Raw genomic sequence first — 22233 nt, 5'->3', positions numbered from 1 at the left:
GCACGGGTCCCGGCCAGGCGTCCCCGACCGGCATCCTCACCCGGGCGGGCGTCCCCCGCGCGTCCGGCTCCTCACCCGCCGAGGCCGTGGGCGCGCAGCACCCCCGGCAGGGAGCCCGCCGGAACCCCGCGGCCGTCCGGGCGCGGCCAGTGCACGACGACCTCGTCGAAACCGGCCGCGGCCAGGCGCTCGGCGAACTCGCCGTACCGCTCGAGCACACCCGTCTCATCGCGGCCCACCAGGGCCAGGCGGCGCAGCGCGCGCTCGGGGGCGACCGCGCGGCGGGTCCGCTCGAACCGCTCGGCGGCCTCGACGTACCCGGCGGTGACGGCGTCGGGCCCGGCGGCGGACGGGTCGCCGTAGGTGACCCACGCGCTCGCGGTGCGGGCGGCGAACACCATCCCGCGCGGTCCGGCGGCGGCGACGGTGAGCGGCACCCCGCCCGGCTGCGCGGGCCCGGGGACGGTGCGGGCGTCGTGCGCGGTGTAGTGCTCGCCGCTCGCGTCGGTGACCCGCTGCGCCAGCAACCGGGTCAGCAGCGTCGCCCACTCCTCGAACCGGCGCTGGCGCTGCCCCGGCGTCAGCGGCGGGGCACCGAGCACGGCGGCGTCGTGGGCGGAGGTCCCGGCCCCCACGCCCAGCTCGAGGCGCCCGCCGCACACGTGGTCCAGCGTCATCACCTCGGAGGCGAACGTGACCGGGTGGCGGAAGTTCGGGGACGCCACGAGCGTGCCCAGCCGCACGGTGCTCGTGGCGGTGCCCGCCGCGGCCAGCAGCGGCACGGCGTTGAACCAGGGCCCCTCGCGCATGTCCCGCCAGGACAGGTGGTCGTAGGTCCAGGCGGTGCGCAGCCCGGCGGCCTCCACCTCCCGCACGGCGGCGGCGAACGCCGCGGGCGCGTGGTCGTTGAGGACGACGGCGGACAGGTCCAGGCTCACGGGGAGACCCTGGCACCTGCCGCGGGGGGTTCGCGCCCCGGCTCGCCGACGGGCGGGGCCGCGGGGTTCACGACGGCTCGCGGAAGTCGCGCGGCAACCGGTGCCCGTGCACGACGGCGACGACACTCCCTCCGACGATGAGCCCTGCGAAGACCAGCAGGAGCGAGCCCGGCGGCAGGAACTCCCGACCGCGCAGCTCGGCGACCACGTCCGTCAGCCCGATCACCAACCCGAGCAGGCCGCACACCGTGAACACGCGCGGCCCCCAGCCGTGGCGCCGCTCCTGCCCGGCGAACTGCTCGGCGTACTCCCGCGCCGGACCGAACTCCACTTCCGGCGCGGACCCGGAAGCCCGCACCAGCTCCCGAACCTCCACCAGGATGCGCGTCACCTCGGCCTCGGGGAGCTGCCGCGACCGGAGGTGGAACGCCAGGTCGCGGTAGTAGGCCGAGGGCTTCGCCGTGCCGTCGCTGCGGGCGGGCTCACCGCCCCCGCGCTCAGGCGGCGCGGGGGAGGACGGGAGCGACCGGGGGCGGGACGGTGGGACCGCGCCGATGCGGTGGCCGCGCGGCAGACGGTGGTCGAGCAGGGAGCGCAGCCGGTCACCGGCGACCACCGTCGCCAGCCACACCGTGAGCACACCCCACCAGGGCAGCAGCACCTCCGATCCCCGACGGCGCAGCTCCTGGCTGACGATCAGGAAGGCGATGCCGGCCAGGAACACCCCCCAGCTCGCGAAGCGGGTCCACGTCCACCGCGTGGCGCCCTCGGGGAAGTTCCCGGCGTAGTCCTCCGCGGGCCCGAACTCCTCCCGCGCCACCTCGGCGGACCCGCGGGAGAGGTCGCGCACCTCGGCCAGCACCCGGGTGACGTCGTCCTCGGCCAGGTGCCGCCGGCGCAACTGGTGGGCGAGCTGACGGTAGTAGTTCACTGCTGTCCCCCTGTTCCGCCCGCCGTCGCGGCGGCCACCGCCGCCGTGACGATCGCGTTCAGCCCGGTCCAGTCCTCGCCCAGAGCCACCAGGTCGCGCCGGCCGGCCTCGGTGATCGTGAAGACCTTGCGCGGCGGGCCCCCGCTGTCCGGCTCCCACCGGTGCTCCACCCGCCCCAGCTCCTCCTGCCTGGCGAGGAGGGGGTAGAGGGTGCTGCCGCGCAGCGAGCCGAGGCCGAGGCCCCGCAGGCTCTGCAGCAGCGCGTACCCGTGCGCCTCCCCGCGGTGCAGGACCGACAGGACGACCAGGGGCAGCGCGGCGCGGATCCAGTCGCTGGCCCAGCGCTCACCCTCCACCACTAGAACGTAACACGAACTAGTACGTCAGGCGGCTCACCCGACACGGACAGGACGATCAGGGGGCGGGGCGGCGGTGCCACCACCGGCGACGCACCGGCACCGCGGCCGCGGGCGGCGCGGCGGGTGCGGGGCGGGTGGCCCCCCAGCGCTCGCGCAGCTGCGCGGCGTCCAGCAGCGCGACGACCACCAGCGGGCCGTCGGCGGGGCGCCGGTAGAGCTCGCGCACCCGGTCGTTGAAGTCGGCGACGACGGCGTCGACCTCCGCGGCCGAGCGCAGCTCGCCCAGGTCCCGCAGCAGGACCTCCCGCTCGCGGCGCAGCGCGAGCGCCGGCGGCAGCATCGCCGAGACGTCGAAACCCTCCCGGCGCGCCTTCTCGGCGGCCCACTCCTCCGCGGAGAACGGGCGGTCGAGGTTCCGCAGCGGCTGACCGGAACCGCGCAGGCCGTCGAACTCACCGCGCTCGGCGGCCTCGCGCACCTGCCGCTCGACCCAGCTCTCGAAGGAGCGGCCGGCGGGTTTCCGGCTCGTCACCCCCGCGAGACTACGGTCGGCGGCCGAGCGGCGCGCGGTTCAGGCGGTACCGGCTTGGAGGTCCTGCTCGGCCTGGAGCTCCCGCAGCCGCAGCCGGTCGGCACGCCGCTGCTCCTGCGCGGCCGGGTCGGGCACCGGTGAGGCGAGCAGGAGCCGCTGGGTGTAGGGGTGCTCGGGCGCCGAGGTGACGACGTCACCCGGACCCCACTCGACCAGTTCACCGCGGTGCAGCACGGCGACCCGGTGGGACATCTCGCGCACGACGGCGAGGTCGTGGGAGATGAACAGGTAGGCGACCCCGGTGCGCTGCTGGATCTCGAGGAACAGCTCGAGGACCAGGGCCTGCGTCGACAGGTCGAGGGCCGAGACCGGCTCGTCGCAGACGATGAGGGTCGGGTCGAGCGCCAGGGCCCGCGCGATCGCGACGCGCTGCCGCTGGCCCCCGGAGAACTCGCGCGGCATCCGGTCGGCCGCGTCCGTCGGCAGCCCCACCGTGTCGAGCAGCTCCCGGACCCGCGCCCGCGCCTGCTGCTTCGGCGTCCTGCGCACGACCAGCGGCTCGGCCAGGGAGTCGCCGATCGTCAGGGACGGGTTCAGCGAGGAGTAGGGGTCCTGGTAGACGACCTGGAGGTCACGCGTGAGCTCGCGGCGGCGCCTGGGGGTGGGGCGGCTGATGTCCTCGCCGCGGAAGGTCACCGTGCCGGCGGACACCGGGGCCAGCCCGAGGATCGCTCGGCCGATCGTGGTCTTCCCCGACCCGGACTCGCCGACGAGACCCACGGTCTCGCCGGGCCGGATGTCGAAGCTGACGCCCTCGACGGCCCGGAACGGCGGCGCGCGGAAGCCCCGGCCGGGGTACTCGACGACGAGGTCGTCGACGGTGAGCAGGGACCCGTTCATGCGATCCTCCCGGTTCCGAGCGCGCCGGCGCTGGTGACGCCTGCGAGCGGTGCGCGCGGGGCGCCCTTGGGGATCGCCGCGAACAGCGCCCGCGTGTAGGGGTGGCGCGGGTCGGCGAACACGTCACGGGTCGTGCCCGTCTCCACCACGACGCCCTCCTGCATGACGGAGACGCGGTCGCAGAGGTCCGCGACCACCCCGAAGTTGTGGGTGACGATGAGGACGGCCATGCCCAGCTCGTCGCGCAGGTCGCGCAGGAGGTCCAGCACCTCCGCCTGGACGGTCACGTCGAGCGCCGTCGTGGGCTCGTCGGCGATGAGCAGGTCGGGGCGGGAGGCCACCGCGCCGGCGATGAGCACGCGCTGCGCCATCCCGCCGGAGAGCTGGTGCGGGTAGGAGGCGTACGTCCGCCGGGGGTCGGGGATGCCCACCTGCTCCAGCAGGTCGAGCGCCCGGCGCTCGGCCTCGGCCTTGGACAGGCCGAGCACCGTGACCAGCGGTTCAGTGAGCTGGTCGCCCACGGTGAACGAGGGGTCGAGGTTGGACATCGGTTCCTGCGGCACGTACGCGATGCGGCTGCCGCGCAGGCGGTTCATCTGCTCGTCGGTGCGGCCGACGAGCTCGTCGCCGTCGAAGACGATGGAGCCGGCCACCACCGTGCCGCCCCGGGGCAGCAGGCCCAGCACGGAGAAGGCGGTCTGGCTCTTGCCGGACCCCGACTCCCCCACGAGGCCGTGGGTCTCGCCGCGGTGGACGGTGAGCCGGCCGTTGCGGACCACCGTGGCGAAGCCGTTCTCGGAGGGGTAGGCGACCGCGAGGTCGCGCACCACCAGCAGGGGCTCGCCCTCCGGGGCGTTCCCGTGGTCGATGACGGCGGGCAGCGGCCCGTCGGGCGCCCACGGTGCGCGGTTCCTGCGGCGCCGGGCGTCGGACGGGCCCTCGAGCTCGTCGCGCAGCGCGGTGCCGAGGAGCGTCAGGAAGACCGTGGTCAGGCCGAGCGCGAGCGCCGGCCAGAGCACCAGGAGCCGCGAGCGGTTGATGTTGTAGAAGCCCTCGTTGAGCATCTGCCCCCAGGTGGGGGTGGTCGGGTCGCCCAGACCGAGGAAGTCGAACCCGGCCTGCATGCCGATGCCGGCCGCGACGACCCCGGCGGTCAGCAGGACGACCGGGGCCCGGACCGCCATCAGGACGTGGCGACCGATGATCCGGGTGTTCGACAGCCCCGAGGTGCGCGCGGCGTCGATGTACAGCTCGCCGCGGACGCCACGGACCGCGTTGTAGACGACGCGGTAGTACACCGGGGAGACCAGCGCGCCGAAGATCGCCATGGTCCACCACATCGACGGCCCCATGACGGAGCGCGCCGCGATGAGCACGATGATCGACGGGAGCGACATGGTGAGCGCTGTGAACCACGCCCCGAGCGTGTCGATCCACCCGCCGAAGAAGCCGGCGACCAGACCCGCGGTCACGCCGACGAGCGCTGCGACCCCGGCGACGAGCAGGCCGCCGGCGATCGAGCAGGCCGTGGCGACGAGCAGCCGGGACAGGACGTCGCGCCCGGCGCTGTCGCCGCCCAGGGCGTACCCGCCACCCGGCTCGGCGAAGATCATCCGGAGGTCCGTCGCGGTGGGGTCGTGCGGCGCCACCCACGGCGCCGCGACGGCGACGGCGCCGATGACCGCGAGGAGGACGAGGGACACGCCGCCGAGGGGGTGGGCGAGGAGGCGCCGGAGCAGGCCGGCGCGCGGCGCGCGGGTCGGGGTGGAGGCGGGGAGCCGGTGTGCGCTGCTCATGAGAGACGGACCTTCGGGTTGACCCAGGCCTGGGCGACGTCGACGAGCGTGTTGACGAGGACGACGACGACGCCGGTCACCACGACGATGCCCATGACCACAGGGATGTCGCCCTGCGACGTGCTCGACAGCGCAGCCGGCCCGAGACCGGGGATGGAGAAGAGGGTCTCGACGATGACGGCACCGCCGAGGAGGATGACGAACTGCAGGCCGAGGATGCTCAGCGCCGGCCCCGCCGCGTTGCGCAGCACGTGCCGGTACACCACCCGGCGGCGTGAGAGGCCCCGGCTGCGCAGCGTGCGGACGTAGTCGCGCGAGAAGGCGTCGATCATGGACCCCCGGACCTGCTGGGCGACGCCGCCGATCGATCCGACCGTGAGGGCCACCACCGGCAGGGCGATCGACAGCAGCCACCCGCCGATGGACTCCGAGGGGCGCGTGTAGCCGGTCGCCGGGAACCAGTCGAGCTCGATGGCGAAGACGAGGACCAGCGCGAGCGCCATGAGGAAGCCGGGGATCGCCTGGCCGATGACCCCGAGGAGCTGCACGAGACGGTCCAGCCAGCCGCGGCGGGCGGCCGCGAGCGCCCCCAGGACGACGGCGATCACCGCGGTGAGGACGACGGAGCCGACCGCCAGGGTGACGGTGACCGCCATGCGGCTGGTCACGGTGTCCACGACCGGCTGCCCCCCGAACCACGAGCGGCCGAGGTCGCCGCCGAGCGCGTCGGCCACCCACGAGCCGAAGCGCTCGAGGGGCGGGCGGTCGAGGCCGAGCCGCTCCTCGACGACCGCGACGGCCTCGGGCGAGGCGGACTGCCCGGCGATGCGCTGGGCGGTCCCGGCGGCGCCGAACTGCAGGAGGAAGAACGTCAGCACGCTCAGCGCGGCGATCAGGCCGACACCCGTGGCGAGCCTCTTCCCGACGAACTTGAGCACGGTGCCTCTCCAGTCGGTGGCCGGTGGGGGGCGGGGGAACCCGCCCCCCACGAGGTGGGTGGTCAGGCGGTGGGGGTGATGTCCCAGAGGTTCGGGAGCGCCTGGCCGTCCTTGAGGGTCAGCGAGGTGCCCTCGCGCGTGACGACGACTCCGAGCACCCGGTAGAAGGGCGCGAACCAGGCCTGCTCGACGAGGTGCTCGTTGAGCTCCTGCGCGGCGGCGTCGCCGTCCTCACCGCCCAGGCGCATCCGGGCCGCCAGCGCCTCGACGGTCTCGTCGCTCTGGTGGTAGACGTTCCACGCCGAGTCCGGCGCCACGGCGAGCACGTAGGACATCCACGCGAGCGGTTCCTGGTTGAGACCGAAGGAGAACATCCCCCACTCGCCGCCGAGCAGGTCCCCGATGAAGCTCTCACCGGCCTGCTCGTACTCGACGAAGATGTTCGACTTCGCGAGCACGCCCGCGATCAGTTCCGGTTCCGCCGGGGGCACGAACGAGGTCTGCGGCATGGTGATGGTCACGCCGTCCGGGTAGCCGGCCTCGGCGAGCAGCGCCTTGGCCCGCTCCGGGTCGTACGGGTAGGCGTCCTCCAGGTCCGCGTCGTAGGCCGCGGTGTCCGGGCCGAAGATCTGGGTGGTCGGCTCGCCGTAACCGTCCTCGAGCGCCTGCAGCAGGCCCTTCCGGTCGATGGCGTGGTTGATCGCCTGCCGGACGCGGACGTCGGCGAGCGCCTCGTTCTTCACGCCCCACCGGTCGGCGATGATCAGGCCCTTCCAGTTCAGCGTGTGGCTGTTGACGGTGTAACCGGCGGCCTCGGCGTCGGGCACCTGGGTCACCGAGTTCAGGTTGGCGGCGTCGACCTGCTGGTCGCGCAGGGCGTTGAGCAGTGCTGACGCGTCGGCGTAGTAGTTGATGGTGATGGCGTCGTAGTGCTGGATCTCCGGGTCCCAGTAGTCCTCGTTGGCCGTGAACCGGTAGGTCGATCCGGGTGTGCTCGCGGCGGCGTCGAGGACGTAGGGGCCGGACCCGATGGGCGTGGCCTGCGCGTCGGCCGCGTCGAACGTCGCCGGCGATGCGACGAGGCCGGAGTTCTGGCTGAGGTAGGTGAGCAGGGCCGGGTCCGGCTGGGAGAGGGTGATGACGACGGTGTCCTCGTCCGTCGCCTCGACCTGGGTGACGGAGGAGAGGTTCGCGCGGTTCTCCGAGGCGCCGTCGCGGAAGCGCTCGAGGTTCTGGGCCGCCACCTCCGCCGTGAGCTCGGTGCCGTCGGTGAAGGTCACACCGTCGCGCAGGTCGAGCGTGAGGTGGGTCCGGGGCTCGTCGTACTCCCACGCCTCGGCGAGACCGGGTTCGACGGTGCCGTCCGCCGCGGTGCGCAGCAGGGTGTCGTAGACGGCGGAGTAGTAGAGCGCCGTGTTGCCCCAGGAGGCGTCGGCGGCGCTCCAGGTGGCGACGTCGACGACCGCGCCGTAGCGCAGCTCGTCGGAGGCGCCGCCGCCCGAGCCGCCCGCGTCCTCCGGAGAGGACGAGCACGCGGTGAGCGAGAGCGCGGCAGCGGCCGCCAGAGCGGCGAGCTTGGTGGTCCGGAGCATCGTTGCTGTCCTCCTAGGTGCGCGTCAGCTGTGACGTGCGGGGGACACTAACACGAAATCCTTAGACGCATAAGGTATCCGGATCGCAGCCTGGTAACCTCACCGCCATGGCAGCGCGACGGGGCGAGTACAGGAAGTCCGCGCAGCGGCGGGAGGCGATCCTGGACGCCGCGTTCAAGGTCTTCTCCCAGCGCGGTTACGTCGCCACCTCGGTCAGCGAGATCGCCCGCGAGGTCGGCATGACGCAGCCCGGGCTGCTGCACCACTTCGACGGCAAGCTCGCACTCCTGCAGGCCGTCCTGGAGCGCCGCGACCTGTTCGCGCTCGAGACGATCGGGGCGCGCACGGACATCGACTTCCTCAGCGCGCTCGTCGAGATCGCCGGGAGGAACCAGCGCGAACGCGGTGTCGTGCAGCTCTACGCCATCCTCGCCGCCGAGGCGACCAACCGCTCCCACCCGGCGCACGAGTACTTCGAGCGCCGCTTCCGCATGATCGTCGACGGCACCTCGCGCGCCTTCGAGCAGGCTCGCGCCAAGGGCCTCCTGCGGCCGGGCACGGACCCGCACCAGGCGGCGCTCGAATCGACCGCCTTCGCCGAGGGCCTGCAACTGCTGTGGTTGCAGGGGTTCGACGAGATCGACCTCGTCGAGCAGACGAGGAACTCCATCAACCGCTACCTCGTCGAGCCGCTGCCCGTCCAGGGCTCGCCGCTGCCGGTGGCCGCCGCTCTCTGAGGCCCCGCCCCGCACGAGGGGGCGCGGCCGGGTTCCGGGGCGGTGCGCTCACTCCCGGCCGGGCACGTGCCCGGACGCACCCTCGAGATCGTTCCCGTCGTACTCGAAGGCGAGCAGCGTCGCCTCGCCCCGCAGTGCGGCGACGCCCAGCACGCGACCGTTGAAGCCGGCGGCGACCTCCCCGGAGAGGTAGCGCCCGTCCCAGGAGGCCAGCCGGACGAGGGAGCCGTCCGGTGCCCACACCCCCAGGACCACTCGATCGGGCCCGCTGTTGGCCCCCGGGCGGTGCGCAGCGGGATCCGGCTCCGAACGCAGGTGCAGCCGCACCGCACCACCGGGCGCGGGGCGGCTCGGGACGTCGTGGACGAAGTCACCGATCCGCCCACGGGCGCTGACCGTGCTGCCGTCGGTCTGCACGGCGTACCAGTGGCGATCGTCCAGTCGCAGCACGAAGCGGGCGACGGACCCGGGCGCCACGTCCACCGTGGCGGTCGCGGACCAGTGCAGGTCGGTGACCCGGCTGCACAGCAGGTGGCTGCTCCACCGCTCCTCGTCCGGCGCCGCCCGCAGCAGCAGCCCGTCGGGGGTGGCGGTCGTGAACTCGGCGGCGTCGCCGGCGGGCACGACCCAGCGCGGGTGCAGCGCAGCGGTGGTGAAGGACTCCCGCACGACGTGGGACCGGACGGGGACGTCGAGGGGCGGACCCTGCAGGTTCGGCCAGCCGTCCTCCCACGACACCGGGCGCAGGAAGGTCTCCCGTCCCAGGACGTGGAAACCGGGCGCGGTGCCACGGGGTCGCACGCCGAGGTGGACGGCGACCCAGGTGCCGTCGGCGCGCTGGACGAGGTCCGCGTGACCGACGTTCTGCACCGGGTGGGCGGTGCTGCGGTGGGTCAGGACAGGGTTGCCCGGGCACGCCTCGAAGGGGCCCGCCGGCGAGGGACCGCGGGCGATGGTCACCGCGTGACCGCGTTCGGTGCCCCCCTCGGCCAGCAGCAGGTACCAGGTGTCGTCGACGAGGTACAGGTGCGGACCTTCGGGGAACGCCAGGCCGGTGCCCTGCCACACCGGGTACGGCTCCTCCAGCAGCGTGCCGGCGTCCGGGTCCAGGCGGGCCTGCACGATGGCGGCCCCACCGGGGCCGCCGAAGCCGACGTAGGTCAAGTAGCACTGGCCGTCGCGGTCCCACGCGAGGTCGGGGTCCAGTCCGACGGCGCCGCTGACGTGCACCGGCTCGCTCCACGGACCGGCCGGGTCGGTGGCGGTGACGATGGTGTGCCCGGCGCCCAGGGTGCTCATGTTCGTGGTGATGAACCAGAAGCGTCCGTCGTGGTGGCGCAGCGTGGAACCGAAGACGCCTCCGGAGGGGCGGCCGTCGCCGCGGGGGAACTGCCGGCGGGTGGTGAGGACGTTGCCGATCTGCTGCCAGGAGACCAGGTCGCGGCTGTGGAAGACCGGGGCGCCCGGGAAGTGCTCGAAGCTGGAGGCGGCCAGGTAGTAGTCGTCCCCCACCCGGCAGGCGGTCGGGTCGGGGAAGGAGCCGGCGATGACCGGAGCGGTGTCGCTGGAGGCGGTGCGGGTGCTGGTCACGGGTGCCTTTCCTGGCGTCGCGGGCACTGCGGCCGCGGGCGAGCCGGTGCGGGGGTTCAGAGCGCGGTGGTGAGGTAGGAGTCGATGTGGGCGCGCAGCGCTGCGACGTGGTCCACGGCCCCGGGTTCGTGCAGCCACTGCAGCAGGGAGCCGTCGCTGGCGGCGAGCAGGCGGCTGGCCTGCACGCCGACGGGGACCGAGGGGTCGCGCAGCAGCCCGCGCTCGGCCAGGTCCTGCAGGGCGCGCTCGATGCCGGAGCGCAGCTTGCGGTAGCGGCGGGCGATGTACTCGTGGGCCGGGTGGTCGGCGGCGCTGGCCTCAGCGGTCAGGACGGCGTTCATCGCCACCTGCGCCCGGTCCGTCAGGTCGTCCTCGGCGACGGCGAGGACGTTCCGGAGGAAGGTGAGGCCGTCGACGACGTCCCAGGCGTAGACGTCGGCGCGCCGTTCGTCGCGCCGGTCCAGCACCGCCTCCAGCAGCGCCGCCTTCTCCGGGTAGTGGTGCACGAGCCCGCCCAGGGAGACCTGCGCGCGGGAGGCCACGTCCCGCAGGGAGGTCCCGTGGTAGCCGTGCTCACCGAAGCAGAGCACCGCGGCGTCCAGGATCGACCGGCGGCGCAGCGCCACGTCCTCGTCGCGCTTGCCGGCGCGGCGCTTGACCGGGGTGTCGCCGCCGAGTGGCACGTCCGCTCCTCCGGGGACGGCGTCGTCCGCAGCCCTCCCGGCTGCGCAGCGCCCCCTTCCAGTACGACTGTACCGGAAGAGCAGTGCAGTCGTACCGCCCAGGCGGTGGGTGGTGCCGCGGCGTCCGGCCCCGCGGGTGCGGGACCGGGCGAGCGGGTGCTGCGGGAGGTGCCCGTCAGACCTCGGTGTCGATCTCGTCGGCGATGCGCCGGCCGATCTCCAGCGAGGCGGTCGCCGCGGGCGAGGGGGCGTTGAGGACGTGCACCTGGCGGATGCCGCGCTCGAAGTAGAAGTCGTCCACGAGGGCGCCGCTGCGGTGCAGGGCCTGCGCGCGCACCCCGGCGTGGGTGGGCACGAGCGCGTCGTCGGCCAGCGCGGGGACCAGCTCGCGCAGGCTGGCGAGGAACCGGGCGCGCGAGGCGGAGCGCAGCACCTCGTCGATGCCGGTGCGCCAGTAGCGCATCCCCAGCTTCCAGGTGCCGGGCCAGCGGAACGTGTCGAGCAGGTCGGCGGGCGAGACGTCGCCCCAGGTGTAGCCCTCGCGCTTGAGGGCGAGCACCGCGTTGGGGCCGGCGTGCACGCCGCCGCCGACCATCTTCGTCAGGTGCACGCCGAGGAACGGCAGGGTCGGGTCCGGCACCGGGTAGATGAGGCCCTTGACGAGGTGCGACTGCTGCGGGGTGAGCTCGAAGTACTCCCCGCGGAACGGCACGATGCGCACCTCCGGCTCCAGGCCGGCCAGGCGGGCGATGCGGTCGGAGTGCAGGCCGGTGCAGTTGACGAACACGTCGCCGGTGACCTCGCCGGTGGTGGTCTGCACGGTGACGGACCGGAACGTGGAGGAGATGCCGACGATCTCCGAGCCGGTGCGGATCTCACCGCCGTCCTTCTCCACCAGCTGCGCCAGGGTGTCGCACACGCCGCGGTAGTCGACGATGCCGGTGCTCTCCACGCGCAGGGCGGCCACGCAGTTCACGTGCGGCTCGAACTCGCGCGCCTCCTCCGGGGAGATCAGCCGCACCGGCACGCCGTTGGCCAGGCCGCGCTCCAGCAGGCGGCGCAGCGCCGGGACCTGCTTGGGGGTGGTGGCCACGACGAGCTTGCCGCAGATGTCGACGGCGATGCCGTGCTCCTCGGCGAACTCGCGCATCGAGCGGGCGCCGGCGGTGCCCAGCTGCGCCTTCAGGCTGCCGGGCGCGTAGTAGAGACCGGAGTGGATGACGCCGGAGTTGTTGCCCGTCTGGTGCTCGGCGAGCCGGTCCTCCTTCTCCAGGACCGTGACCCGGTGGCCGCGCGCGCTGAGCTCGCGGGCCGTGGACAGGCCGACGATGCCCCCACCGGCGACGACGACGTGGCTACCCATGCGTGTTCCTCCCCCTGCTGGTGCTGTGCTCCCGCGCACCCGGGCGCGGAACCCCCGCAGGAGTGTCCACCATCACCGCCGCGCCCGGCGACCACCTCGGCGGATCGCTGCTCCACACCGGTCAGCCGCGGGCTGCGCGTGAGCGGGCGGGCACGCAGGGCGAGGGGCCGGGCGTCAGCCCAGCGGCAGGGAGCGGGAGCCCGCGCGGTGGAGCCGCTTGCGCTCGTACATCGCCTCGTCGGCCCGGCGCAGCAGGTCCTCGACGTCGTCCCCCGGCGCCGCCACGGCCACCCCGACGCTGGCGGAGATCGACACGTCGACCCCACCCAGGCCGACCGGGTCGGCCACCGCGCGCGCGAGCCGGGCCGCGACCTCCCCGGCGTCGGCGAGCACCGCGCGCCCACCCGGGGCGGTGAGCGCGACGATGAACTCGTCGCCCCCCAGGCGCGCCGCCAGGCCGCCGGGCGGCAGGGCCTCGCGCAGCCGCCCGCCCACCACCACGAGCAGCTCGTCGCCCGCGCCGTGGCCGAAGCGGTCGTTGACGGCCTTGAAGCCGTCGAGGTCGCAGAACAGCAGCGCCACCGCGTCCCCCGCGGCCAGCGCGGCGGCCACCCGGTCGGCCAGGTGGCGGCGGTTCGGCAGCCCCGTCAGGGCGTCGGTGCGGGCCAGGTCCTCGATGCGCCGCAGGTGCGCGCGGGTGCGGTCGCGCTCCACCTCCAGCGCCCGCTGGGCCTCCACGCGCGCGGTGACGTCGTTCTGCAGGCCGACGTAGCGCACCACGCGCCCGTCGGCGTCGCGCACCGGAGCCAGCTGGATCTCGTTCCACCACGGGGTGCGCTCCGGACCGCGGTGGTTCAGCACGACCCCGCGCCACTCCCGGCCCGCGTCGATCGCCGCCCGCACCTGCGCCACCACCGCCGGGTCCGTGTCCGGCCCCTGCAGGAAGCGGCAGTTGCGCCCCAGCACCTGCTCCGAGCGCAGCCCGGACAGCGCCTCGAAGGCGGCGTTGACGTACACCAGCGGCTGGTCGGGACGGGTGACGTCGGCGATCGTCACCCCGTGCGAGGTGGTGCCCAGCACGCGGTGCAGGACGCGCTCGGCGACGGAGGCGTCGGCGCCCGGCCCGGCGACGCCCGCGGCCACCGCGGCCGCCCCGACGGCGGCCGCGACGTCCGGAGCGGCGGCCCCGGCGACCCCGGCGACCCCGGCCGTCGGTGCCGGTGCCGGTGCCGGTGCCGGTGCCGGTGCCGGTGCGAGTGCGGGGGACGCGGGGGCCGCGACCCGCGGCGCCACCCGGGACAGCAGGGAGTGGGCGGCGGCCACGACCGTCGCGCGCTCGTACGTCAGGGCGTACTCGAAGGTGCGGCGGGCGTCCGGCCCGCTGTCGCCGAGGTCGCGCGCCAGCAGCGCCACGGCGAAGTGCGGGCCGAGGACGACCACGTCCCACTCCCCGCGCACCGCGTCTCGGCGGTCGAGCGCCGCCCCGCGCAGCCCCGGCAGCGGCTCGGCGGGCAGCCCCTCCCCCAGCGCGCACACGAACCCGGTGCGCTCGACCAGGTCCCGGTAGCGGCCGGTGGTGGCGGGGGTGAAGTGCCGCGCCTCCTGGAAGGTGGCGGCGACCACGCACGTGGAGCCGATGCGCAGCGCCTCGCGCTCCAGCTGCTTGGACAGCTCGATGAGCAGCGACTTCGGCGAGCGCCGCAGCGCGGTGCCCGGCGGCAGCAGCGCGAACGGCGAGGACTCCGCGAACCGGGCGACGGCCGGCGGGGCGGGCAGGCGCAGCTCACCGGTGCGCAGACCGGCCACGGGCGCCGGCCCGGGCCGGCCGAACAGCCAGCCCTGCCCCAGGTGGGCGCCCAGGGCGCGCGCCATCACCAGGTGCCGCTCGTCCTCGATGCCCTCGGCCAGCACGGTCGCCCCGCTCTCCTGGGCGTACGCGTTGACGGCGTGCATGATCTCGGCGACGGCGGCGCCGGGACGCTCCTGCACCAGCCGCAGGTCCAGCTTCACCACGTCCGGCCGCAGCAGCGGCATGAACGCCAGCGACATCGCGTCGGCGCCCACGTCGTCCAGGGCGACGCCCCAGCCGAGCTCGCGCACCCGGGCGACGGTGCGCAGCAGCTCCGCGGGCCGGGCGGCGATGGCCCGCTCGGTGATCTCCACGACGACGCGCAGCTCACCGGGGGCGCCCGCGGCCAGGGCCAGCAGGTCGTCCAGGGGGGCGCTGTCGAGGACCTCCGGCTCGACGTTGACGAACAGCGTCAGCGGGGCCAGCAGCCCGGAGGCGAGCGCCCCGCGGAACGCCGCGGCGCGGCACGCCTCGTCCAGCTCGGCGAGCAGGCCCTCGGCGCGGGCGGCGGCGAACAGCAGGTCGGGGCGCTCCAGCGGCCCGACCGGGCCGCGGGCCAGCGCCTCGTAGGCGACGACGTCGCCGCTGTCCAGGTCCACGATCGGCTGGAACACGCTGCGCACCCCGTGGCCGTCCAGCAGTTCGCGGATCCCCACGCTCACCTCCTGCGTCACCCGCCGGTGGTCGGCACGACGGCCGGGTTCCTTGAGGCCGCGCCCCCCGGCCCCACGCCCACCGGGGCGGGGGCACCGGGCTCAGGCGTGCGCGCCGACGCCCACACCCTCGTCCTCGTCGTCGCGGTCCTCGGCGAAGAACACCGACACCACGTCGTGCACGGCACCGGCCACGCCGGGGCGGGCCGTCCACGGCTCCACCGTCGAGAGCACCCCCAGCTCGCCCAGGGCCCGCACCGTCTCCAGGGCCGCGGGCAGCTCGTCGCCGTCCCCGGTGGACTCCAGCACCGCCCGCAGCTGGGGGGTCGTCATGGGGTCCAGCACGGAGGCCGTGACGACGCTGAGCCCGCCGACGACCGCGGCCGGCGTCGAGGAGGCCGCCAGCACGTTCGTCACCGCGGTGGACAGGACACCGGCGGCCACGTCGCGGCGGTTGTCGACGTCGTGCAGGGCGTCGACGGGGCCGGGCACGTGGGTGCGGCCGTCGACGACCTCCACCACCCCGGAGGCGGTCCAGTCCAGCCACAGCGCCACCGGGTCGAGGGCCTCGCCGACCCCGGCGCGCAGGGCGTCGACGACGGGCCCGTCCACGACGGGTTCCTCACCGACCGGGATCCCGGCGCGCAGGGCGTCCAGCGCCTCCAGCGCCCCCGTGACCACGGGCACGGTCCGCAGGTCGCGCAGCTCGTCCTCGGCGGGCACGGCCAGGGCCGCCGCCTCCAGCGCGTCCAGGACGCTGCGCTGGTCCGAGGCGGTGCCGGCGATGCCGCCGGAGGCGACGTCCAGGCAGTCGGCGAGCTCCTCCGGCGCGCCCCGCCAGGCGCCGGACTCGCCCAGGAACATCAGGTACGTCGTCCACGCCACGCGCACCTCGTCGACGAGCTCCTGCGCGTCCAGGTCGTTGTGCTCGGCGACGGCGGGCACGAGCTCGGTGAACAGCGCGCGCAGCTCGGCGGCGCTGAAGTACGTGGCGGAGCTGCGCTCGACGGGTTCACCGGTGTCCAGCAGCAGCCAGCCCAGCGACTCCATCAGGCGCGCCTCGAGGTCGCCGGGCTCGAGGACGGCCTCGTCCTCCTCGGTCTCCAGGAAGGCGCGGTACTCCACCTGCAGGTCGCCGAGCGCGCGACCACCGGCCCGCAGCGGCGAGAGGCCGGGGGCGGGCCGGGGGCCGGTGGTGCGGCGGGCGGGCTTCTTCTTCTTGGGCACGGCGGGCACCTCGGCGTCGGGGGCGGTCCCTGGGCACCCTACCGAGCGTGGCCGCCGGTGGACGTGTGGTGGAGCGGGTGATCACCGCGCGGGCCGGTCACCGCCGTGCGCAGCGGGACGCGCCTCCCACCAGCCGGAACCGGTGACGGGGAAGCGGCGGCCGGTGACGTCGCCGCGCACCCGCACGAAGCGGCCCTTGCCGCCGGCCTGCCACGGCGCCAGGTGCACCGAGGCGGTGTCCAGCAGCTCCGCCACGCGCGTGACCTGGTGGGCCACGCCGCGCAGCACGACGCTCCACGCCACCCCGTCGTGCACGCCGTCGGCCTCGAACGCGACGGGCGAGCCGGAGGCGACGGCGGCCAGCTTGCTGCCGTCGGCGGTGCGGAAGAGGACGCTGCCGTGGTCGACGGCGTGGTTGACGGGGAAGACGTCCGGGCGCCCGTCGGCGTCGACGACCACGAAGCGGCCGAGGCCGGCGTCGCGCAGCAGCTGCCAGCAGGTGGGCTCGTCGAGGAGCTCCACGCCGGGGGCGGGCACGCCGGTGGTGCCGCTCGGGGCGCTCACCGGGTCACCGCCGCCGCGCGGTCGCCCGTCAGGTCCGCCGTCACGTCGACCACGCGCTCCGCGCCCGGCGGCGGGCCGAGGCGGCGGCCGGTCAGGCGCGACAGGTCCAGCCGGAACAGCTCCTGGCGGACCCCCGGTGCCCACGTGTCCAGGCGGCCCGCCAGGCTCGTCGGCTCGGGGTCGCCGACGCGGCGGCAGCGGCCGGTGGCGGTCACGCTCCACCCGCTGCGGGCGGCGGCGTCGACGTGGTCGACGTTGAAGGCGACGACCGCGTCGCCCACGGCGCGCGCCAGCGCGGTGCCGGCGCCGGTGCGGAAGTACAGGTGGTCGCCGACGACGGCGTAGTTCAGCGTCGCGACCGCGGGCAGGGCGTGCTCGCTGTAGACGGCCCGGCCGGTGCCCCGGTCCCCGAGGAGCGCCCGGCACTCGGCCGGCGAGAGTGCGGTGAGGTGGCTCATCCCGCCACGGTGCGCGAGCGGTGCGCGACCCACCAGGGACGGAGGTCCCTCCCGGGGTCCCGTCGGAGGTCCCCGCTGCCGGGGACGTCCGGCCCTGCCGGTGCGGCCGGCCGCGCACGAGGCTGGTGGTGTTCCCGGGGCGGTCGGTCGCCCCGGCCCCGAGTCCGGGAGGACACCGTGAGAGCAGCCGTCGTCACCGAGTTCACCGCCCCGCTGCAGGTGCGGGAGGTGCCCGTGCCCGTGCCGGGGCCGCAGGACGTCCTGGTGCGCATCGAGGCCAGCGGGCTGTGCCACACGGACATCCACGCCGCGCGCGGCGACTGGCCGGTCAAGCCGAACCCGCCGTTCGTGCCCGGCCACGAGGGCGTCGGGGTCGTCGAGGCCGTCGGTGCGGAGGTCACCTCCCGCCGCGTCGGCGAGCGGGTCGCGATCGCCTGGCTGGGCTCGGCGTGCGGGACGTGCCGCCACTGCGTGGGCGGGTGGGAGACGCTGTGCGCGCAGCAGCGCAACTCCGGGTACTCCGTCGACGGCGCCTTCGCCGAGCACGCCGTCGTCGCGGCGGCGTTCGCCAACCCCGTGCCGGAGGGCATCTCCCCGCTGGAGGCCGCACCGCTGACCTGCGCGGGCGTGACCACCTACAAGGCGGTCAAGGTCGCCCGGGTGGCGCCGGCGGAGACCGTCGCCGTCTTCGGCGTCGGCGGCCTGGGGCACCTGGCGCTGCAGTACGCCCGCATCGCCGGCGCCTTCACGGTGGCGGTGGACGTGCAGGAGGACAAGCTGCAGCTGGCGAAGGAGCTGGGCGCCGACCACCTGGTCAACGCCCGCGAGAGCGACCCGGCCGAGGCGGTGCGCGCCCTCGGCGGCGCGGACGTGAGCATCGCCCTGGCGGCCTCCCCGGCCTCCTTCGACCAGGCGTACCGGGCGCTGCGCCCCGGCGGCCGGCTGGTGTGCGTGGCGCTGCCGGCGGACGGCACCATCACCCTGCCGATCTTCGAGACCGTCCTGCAGGGCAAGTCGGTCATCGGCTCGATCGTCGGCACCCGCAACGACCTGGCGGACGTGTTCGCCCTGCACGCCGCGGGCCGCACCCGGGTGGTGGTGGAGTCCCGGCCGCTGGAGAGCGTCAACGAGTCCTTCGCCGACGTCCTGGCCGGGCGGGTGCCCGCCCGCGTGGTGTTCGAACCCTGACACGGCGGGCCCGGGCGAGGGCCCGGAACGGGGCCCGCGGGGGCCTCGGCGGCCCCGGTGCGCGACTGCGCGCACCGGGGCCGCCGAGCGTCCGGGCACGGCGGGTGGGAAGCTGGGCAGCGGCACGGCGGGGTCCGAGCACGACGGGAACCGCGACGGACAGCGGGGAGACGACGCGCGGGACCATGGACGACGGCACGCAGCAGCGCACCCAGCCCAGCCGCCCGGACAGCGCCTCCGGCGGTGCTCCCGGCACCCCCGACGGCACCTCGGCCGACGCGCGGGCCGGCGCTCCGGCCGACGCGCGGGCCGACGCTCCGGCCGGTGGTGCCGCCCCCGGTGGCGAGCACCCGGACGGCGCTGGCCGGTGGCACCTGGACCTGGAGCACCACCTGTCGTCGGTGCCGCTGGCCCGTCACTGGGTCGTGCAGCGCTGCGCCGACGCGCGGGTTGCGCCCGCGGCGCTGACGGTCGTGGAGCTGCTGACCGCCGAGCTGACCGCCAACGCCGTCCTGCACGGCCGCCCCCCGGTGCGCCTGGACGTCCGCTGCACCCCCGGGCTCGTGCGGGTCGCCGTGGACGACGCCGACAGCACCCCGCCCGTGCGGCGCACGGTCGGGCCGGAGGCCACGGGCGGGCGCGGCGTGGCCCTGGTCGACCTGCTCTCCAGCGACTGGGGCGTCGAGCAGCACGCCGCGGGCAAGCGGGTGTGGTTCACCGTGGGCGCGGCCGCGTGCCCGCCCCGGCCGGCCTGAGGGCGGCGGGCGCGGCGGCGCCCCGCGCCGGCGGTGCCGGGCGGGGCGCTCGCGCGGTGACCCGCGGGGTTCAGGGGGCGGAGTCGCGCACCACCAGGGAGGTCGGCACGCTCGCCGTGAGCGGTTCGGCGCCGTCGATGCCGTCGACGACGAGACGCACCATCTCCCGGCCGATGCGGTCCAGCGGCTGTCGCACGCTCGTCAGCGGCGGGTCGAGGGTGGCCGCCAGGCCCGTGTCGTCGAAGCCGACGACGGCCACGTCACCGGGGACCGAGCGCCCCGCCGCGCGCAGCACCGCCAGCGCCCCGGAAGCCATCAGGTCGGAGGCGACGAAGACGGCGTCGAGCTCCGGTTCCACCTCCAGCAGCGCCCGCATCGCCGCGGCGCCGCTGTCCCGGCTCCAGTCCCCGTGGCGCACCAGGGACGGCGCCGGCTCGCCGCCGGCGCTGCGCAGCACGTCCCGGTAGCCCTCGAGGCGGTCGACCCCGCCGGGGGTGTCCAGCGGCCCCGTGATGGTGGCCACGCGCCGCCGGCCGGCGGCGAGGAGGTGCTCCACCGCCGCGCGCGCCCCGCCGCGGTCGTCGGCGGAGACGGAGCTGATGCGCCCCTCCATGCCCAGCACCCGCCCGCAGGCCACCACGGGCACCTCGGTGGCGGCGAGCTGGCCGGGCAGCGGGTCACCGGCGTGGGAGGAGACCAGCAGCACGCCGTCGACGTGCCCGCCCTGCAGGTACGCGAGCACGCGGCTGCGCTCGTCGGCGGTGCCGGCGATGAGGAGGACGGGCGTCAGGCTCCGCTCGGACAGCGCCTGCGCCACGCCGCGCAGCAGCACGGGGAAGACGGGGTCCTCGAACAGCAGGTGCTGCGGCTCGGTGAGCAGGAACGCGACGGACCCGGAGCGGCCGGTGACCAGGGAGCGGGCGTGCGGGTTGGCCGTGTACCCGGTGCGGGCCACGGCCTCGCGCACGGCGCGCGCCGACTCCGGGCTGACCCACTCGTGCCCGTTGAGCACCCGCGAGACGGTGGCGTACGACACCCCCGCCTCGCGGGCGACGTCGCGGATGGTGGGCCGCTTGCGGGCGGCGGGGGCGCGGGGCGCGGGGGTGCGGGCGGCGGCGGGGTCGGGCACGCTCACCCCTTGACCGCGCCGCTGGACAGGTCGACCTGCCAGTAGCGCTGCAGGCACAGGAAGAGCGCCACGAGCGGGAGGATGGACAGCAGGGAACCGGTCACCACGGAGGTGTACATGGCGGGCTGGGACGCGCCCTGGTTGAGCAGGCCGTTGAGGCCCACGGTGACGGGGAAGAGCCTGTCGTTGCCGAGCATGATGTAGGGAAGCATGAAGTTGTTCCAGATCGCCACGAACTGGAACAGGAACACGGTGACGAGCCCGGTGCGCATCATCGGCAGGGCGATGGTCGCGAACACGCGCGCGTCGCCGGCGCCGTCGACGCGGGCGGCCTCCACGACGTCGTCGGGGACGGCGGCCGCGGCGAAGATGCGCGCCAGGTAGATGCCGTAGGGGCTGATGACGCTGGGCAGGAGCACCGACCAGTAGGTGTTCGTCAGGTCCACCTGCGCCAGCAGCAGGTACTGCGGGACGGCCAGCACGACACCGGGCACCAGCACACCGGCCAGCAGCACGTCGAAGACCAGCTTCTTGCCGGGGAAGGAGTACTTCGCCAGCGCGAACCCGGCCATCGCCGAGACCAGCGTGGACGCCGCCGCCCCCACCCCGGCGTACACGGCCGTGTTGAGCATCCACCGCCAGAACAGCCCGTCGCGGTAGGCGGCGAGGTCGGCGACGTTGTCCAGCAGGTGGGTGCTGGGCGCCAGGGTGAACGTGGAGAACAGTTCCGCGGCGCTCTTGGTGGAGGCGACGAGCACCCACAGCACCGGCAGCAGGCAGTAGGCGGCCCCCAGCAGCAGCGGGACGGTGACGGCCGCGCTGGGGCGGGTGCTCGTCGTGCGGGCACGGCCGCGGCGCCGCGGGGCGCTGCGGGGACCCGTCGCGCGCACCGGGGCCGGCGGGATCAGGGAGGTGGGGGGCACGGCAGGTTCACTTCTCCTGGTCGAAGGCGCGGTTCCCGACGAGCTTGAGGAACCCGAAGGACAGCACGAGCATCACGAGGGCGATGACCACGGAGGTGGCCGCGGCGGAGTAGACGTCGTTGCGGACGAAGGCGTCGCGGTACACCTTCATGAGCGGCGTCCACGTCGAGGAGATGGAGTTGCTCAGCGGGCTGAGCGTGGTGGGTTCCGCGAACACCTGCAGGGTGGCGATCATCGAGAAGATGACGGTCATGACCAGGGAGGGCACCACGATCGGCACCTTGATGCGCAACGCGATCTGCAGGTCGCTCGCGCCGTCGATGCGGGCGGCCTCGTAGATCTCCTGCGGGACCGACCGCAGCGCCGTGTACAGGACGATCATGTTGAAGCCGACGCCGCCCCACAGGGCGATGTTCGCCACGGCGACGATGACCAGGCGCGAGGACAGCAGGTCCGGTGCGGGCAGGCCCACGGCCTCCAGCACGTCCACCAGCGGGCTGACGCGAGGCAGGTACAGGAAGCCCCACAGCAGGGAGGCCACGACCGCGGGCACCGCGTAGGGCAGGAAGATCGAGGTGCGGGCGAAGCCGCCGACCCGGGTGCGCCCGGAGTCCAGCAGCAGCGCCAGCGTCAGGGCGAGCGCCATCATCACGGGCACGAGCACCAGGCCGTAGAGGGCGACGCGGCCCACGCTGGCGAGGAACTCCGGGTCGCTCAGGGCGCGGGCGTAGTTGCCCAGCCCGGCCCAGACCTCGGTGCGGCCGGCCGACCCGAGACCGAGGCCCTGCACCTCCTCCTTGCGGAAGCTGAGGTAGAACGCGTAGACGATGGGTGCGGCGAGGAACGCGGTGAAGAACAGCACCGCCGGGGCGAGGAAGCCGTAGGGCGCCGGTGACCGGCGAGGCCGGCGCACGGGGGCGGGGGCGGTCTGGACGGCCATGTCGGGGCTCCTGGGTGGGGTTCCGGGGGTGGGCGGTGCGGCGCGGGAGGTGGCCGCGCCGCACCGCGGGGTTCAGTCGGCGACGGTGAAGCCGGTGTTCTCCAGGTCCTCGACGGTGGTGGCCTGCATGACCTGCAGGGCCTGCGTGAACGCCTCGGCGGACCGCTGCTCGGCGGCCTTCCCGAACG

General features: G+C 75.0%; 21 protein-coding genes. 3 read left to right on the top strand and 18 right to left on the bottom strand.

Annotated features, from left to right (window positions below; translation table 11 throughout):
- Window positions 1–71 precede the first annotated feature (71 nt).
- From V9U69_RS03565 to V9U69_RS03530, 8 genes are all read right to left on the bottom strand, one after another.
- Entirely contained in the window at window positions 72–938 is an 867-nt protein-coding gene (locus V9U69_RS03565) for an LLM class flavin-dependent oxidoreductase (RefSeq protein ID WP_337059926.1), read from the bottom strand.
- Between the two features lie 67 nt (window positions 939–1005).
- The gene (locus tag V9U69_RS03560; RefSeq protein WP_337059925.1) at window positions 1006–1869 is read right to left on the bottom strand and encodes a hypothetical protein; all 864 of its coding nucleotides are present in this window, start codon (window positions 1867–1869) and stop codon (window positions 1006–1008) included.
- The gene (locus V9U69_RS03555) at window positions 1866–2225 is read right to left on the bottom strand and encodes a PadR family transcriptional regulator (protein ID WP_337059924.1); all 360 of its coding nucleotides are present in this window, start codon (window positions 2223–2225) and stop codon (window positions 1866–1868) included. The genes V9U69_RS03560 and V9U69_RS03555 overlap by 4 nt, the downstream gene beginning before the upstream one ends.
- A gap of 58 nt (window positions 2226–2283) precedes the next feature.
- Window positions 2284–2760 carry a J-domain-containing protein gene (locus tag V9U69_RS03550; RefSeq protein ID WP_337059923.1) on the bottom strand — a complete coding sequence of 159 codons (477 nt, stop codon included), beginning with the start codon at window positions 2758–2760 and terminating at the stop codon, window positions 2284–2286.
- A 39-nt stretch (window positions 2761–2799) separates the two neighbouring features.
- Window positions 2800–3660, bottom strand: a complete 861-nt coding sequence (locus tag V9U69_RS03545; RefSeq protein WP_337059922.1) for an ATP-binding cassette domain-containing protein — start codon at window positions 3658–3660, stop codon at window positions 2800–2802.
- Window positions 3657–5456: a dipeptide/oligopeptide/nickel ABC transporter permease/ATP-binding protein gene (locus V9U69_RS03540; RefSeq protein ID WP_337059921.1), complete on the bottom strand. Its 1800-nt coding sequence runs from the start codon at window positions 5454–5456 to the stop codon at window positions 3657–3659. Before V9U69_RS03540 ends, V9U69_RS03545 begins: the two co-directional genes overlap by 4 nt.
- Window positions 5453–6394 (bottom strand): ABC transporter permease, encoded by a 942-nt coding sequence (locus V9U69_RS03535; protein WP_337059920.1) that lies wholly within the window; start codon window positions 6392–6394, stop codon window positions 5453–5455. The genes V9U69_RS03540 and V9U69_RS03535 overlap by 4 nt, the downstream gene beginning before the upstream one ends.
- A 62-nt stretch (window positions 6395–6456) precedes the next feature.
- Window positions 6457–7986, bottom strand: a complete 1530-nt coding sequence (locus V9U69_RS03530) for an ABC transporter substrate-binding protein (protein ID WP_337059919.1) — start codon at window positions 7984–7986, stop codon at window positions 6457–6459.
- A 107-nt stretch (window positions 7987–8093) separates the two neighbouring features.
- Here V9U69_RS03530 and V9U69_RS03525 point away from each other — a divergent pair, with 107 nt between their 5' ends.
- On the top strand, window positions 8094–8723 hold the full coding sequence (locus V9U69_RS03525) for a helix-turn-helix domain-containing protein (RefSeq protein ID WP_337059918.1): 630 nt from the start codon (window positions 8094–8096) through the stop codon (window positions 8721–8723).
- Window positions 8724–8771: 48 nt separating this feature from the next.
- On the opposite strand, the gene V9U69_RS03520 is transcribed toward V9U69_RS03525, so the two are convergent.
- The 7 genes from V9U69_RS03520 to V9U69_RS03490 all read right to left on the bottom strand — a co-directional run bounded on the left by V9U69_RS03520 (window position 8772) and on the right by V9U69_RS03490 (window position 17110).
- Window positions 8772–10313 (bottom strand): glycoside hydrolase family 43 protein, encoded by a 1542-nt coding sequence (locus V9U69_RS03520; protein WP_337059917.1) that lies wholly within the window; start codon window positions 10311–10313, stop codon window positions 8772–8774.
- 56 nt (window positions 10314–10369) lie between these two features.
- A complete protein-coding gene (locus V9U69_RS03515) occupies window positions 10370–10996 on the bottom strand; it encodes a TetR/AcrR family transcriptional regulator (protein WP_337059916.1) in 627 nt (208 codons plus the stop codon).
- Window positions 10997–11171: 175 nt separating this feature from the next.
- Window positions 11172–12359 carry an L-2-hydroxyglutarate oxidase gene (gene lhgO, locus V9U69_RS03510; protein WP_337059915.1) on the bottom strand — a complete coding sequence of 396 codons (1188 nt, stop codon included), beginning with the start codon at window positions 12357–12359 and terminating at the stop codon, window positions 11172–11174.
- A gap of 174 nt (window positions 12360–12533) precedes the next feature.
- Entirely contained in the window at window positions 12534–14864 is a 2331-nt protein-coding gene (locus V9U69_RS03505) for an EAL domain-containing protein (RefSeq protein ID WP_337059914.1), read from the bottom strand.
- Window positions 14865–14963: 99 nt separating this feature from the next.
- Entirely contained in the window at window positions 14964–16088 is a 1125-nt protein-coding gene (locus tag V9U69_RS03500) for a hypothetical protein (protein WP_337059913.1), read from the bottom strand.
- A gap of 81 nt (window positions 16089–16169) precedes the next feature.
- Window positions 16170–16652, bottom strand: a complete 483-nt coding sequence (locus V9U69_RS03495; RefSeq protein WP_337059912.1) for a pyridoxamine 5'-phosphate oxidase family protein — start codon at window positions 16650–16652, stop codon at window positions 16170–16172.
- Window positions 16649–17110, bottom strand: coding sequence for a pyridoxamine 5'-phosphate oxidase family protein (locus V9U69_RS03490; protein ID WP_337059911.1), 462 nt, complete (start codon window positions 17108–17110; stop codon window positions 16649–16651). The genes V9U69_RS03495 and V9U69_RS03490 overlap by 4 nt, the downstream gene beginning before the upstream one ends.
- Window positions 17111–17287: 177 nt before the next feature.
- Here V9U69_RS03490 and V9U69_RS03485 point away from each other — a divergent pair, with 177 nt between their 5' ends.
- Both V9U69_RS03485 and V9U69_RS03480 read left to right on the top strand, forming a co-directional pair.
- Window positions 17288–18298 (top strand): zinc-dependent alcohol dehydrogenase, encoded by a 1011-nt coding sequence (locus V9U69_RS03485; RefSeq protein ID WP_337059910.1) that lies wholly within the window; start codon window positions 17288–17290, stop codon window positions 18296–18298.
- A 185-nt stretch (window positions 18299–18483) separates the two neighbouring features.
- Complete coding sequence (locus V9U69_RS03480; RefSeq protein ID WP_337059909.1) at window positions 18484–19053, top strand: ATP-binding protein; 570 nt, start codon at window positions 18484–18486, stop codon at window positions 19051–19053.
- Between the two features lie 70 nt (window positions 19054–19123).
- Here the strand turns inward: V9U69_RS03480 and V9U69_RS03475 are convergent, their stop codons facing one another.
- Genes V9U69_RS03475 through V9U69_RS03465 form a run of 3 tightly spaced genes read right to left on the bottom strand, consistent with a single transcriptional unit; the run spans window position 19124 to window position 22045 of the window.
- Window positions 19124–20188 carry a LacI family DNA-binding transcriptional regulator gene (locus V9U69_RS03475; protein WP_337059908.1) on the bottom strand — a complete coding sequence of 355 codons (1065 nt, stop codon included), beginning with the start codon at window positions 20186–20188 and terminating at the stop codon, window positions 19124–19126.
- Entirely contained in the window at window positions 20185–21105 is a 921-nt protein-coding gene (locus tag V9U69_RS03470; RefSeq protein WP_337059907.1) for a carbohydrate ABC transporter permease, read from the bottom strand. Before V9U69_RS03470 ends, V9U69_RS03475 begins: the two co-directional genes overlap by 4 nt.
- Window positions 21106–21112: 7 nt before the next feature.
- Window positions 21113–22045, bottom strand: coding sequence for a carbohydrate ABC transporter permease (locus V9U69_RS03465; protein ID WP_337059906.1), 933 nt, complete (start codon window positions 22043–22045; stop codon window positions 21113–21115).
- Between the last annotated feature and the right edge of the window lie 188 nt (window positions 22046–22233).

This window comes from Kineococcus sp. G2, assembly GCF_037154035.1.
Classification (GTDB): Bacteria; Actinomycetota; Actinomycetes; order Actinomycetales; family Kineococcaceae; genus Kineococcus.
Note: the sequence above shows the minus strand (reverse complement) of the source record. Positions and strands in the feature narration are given on the sequence as shown.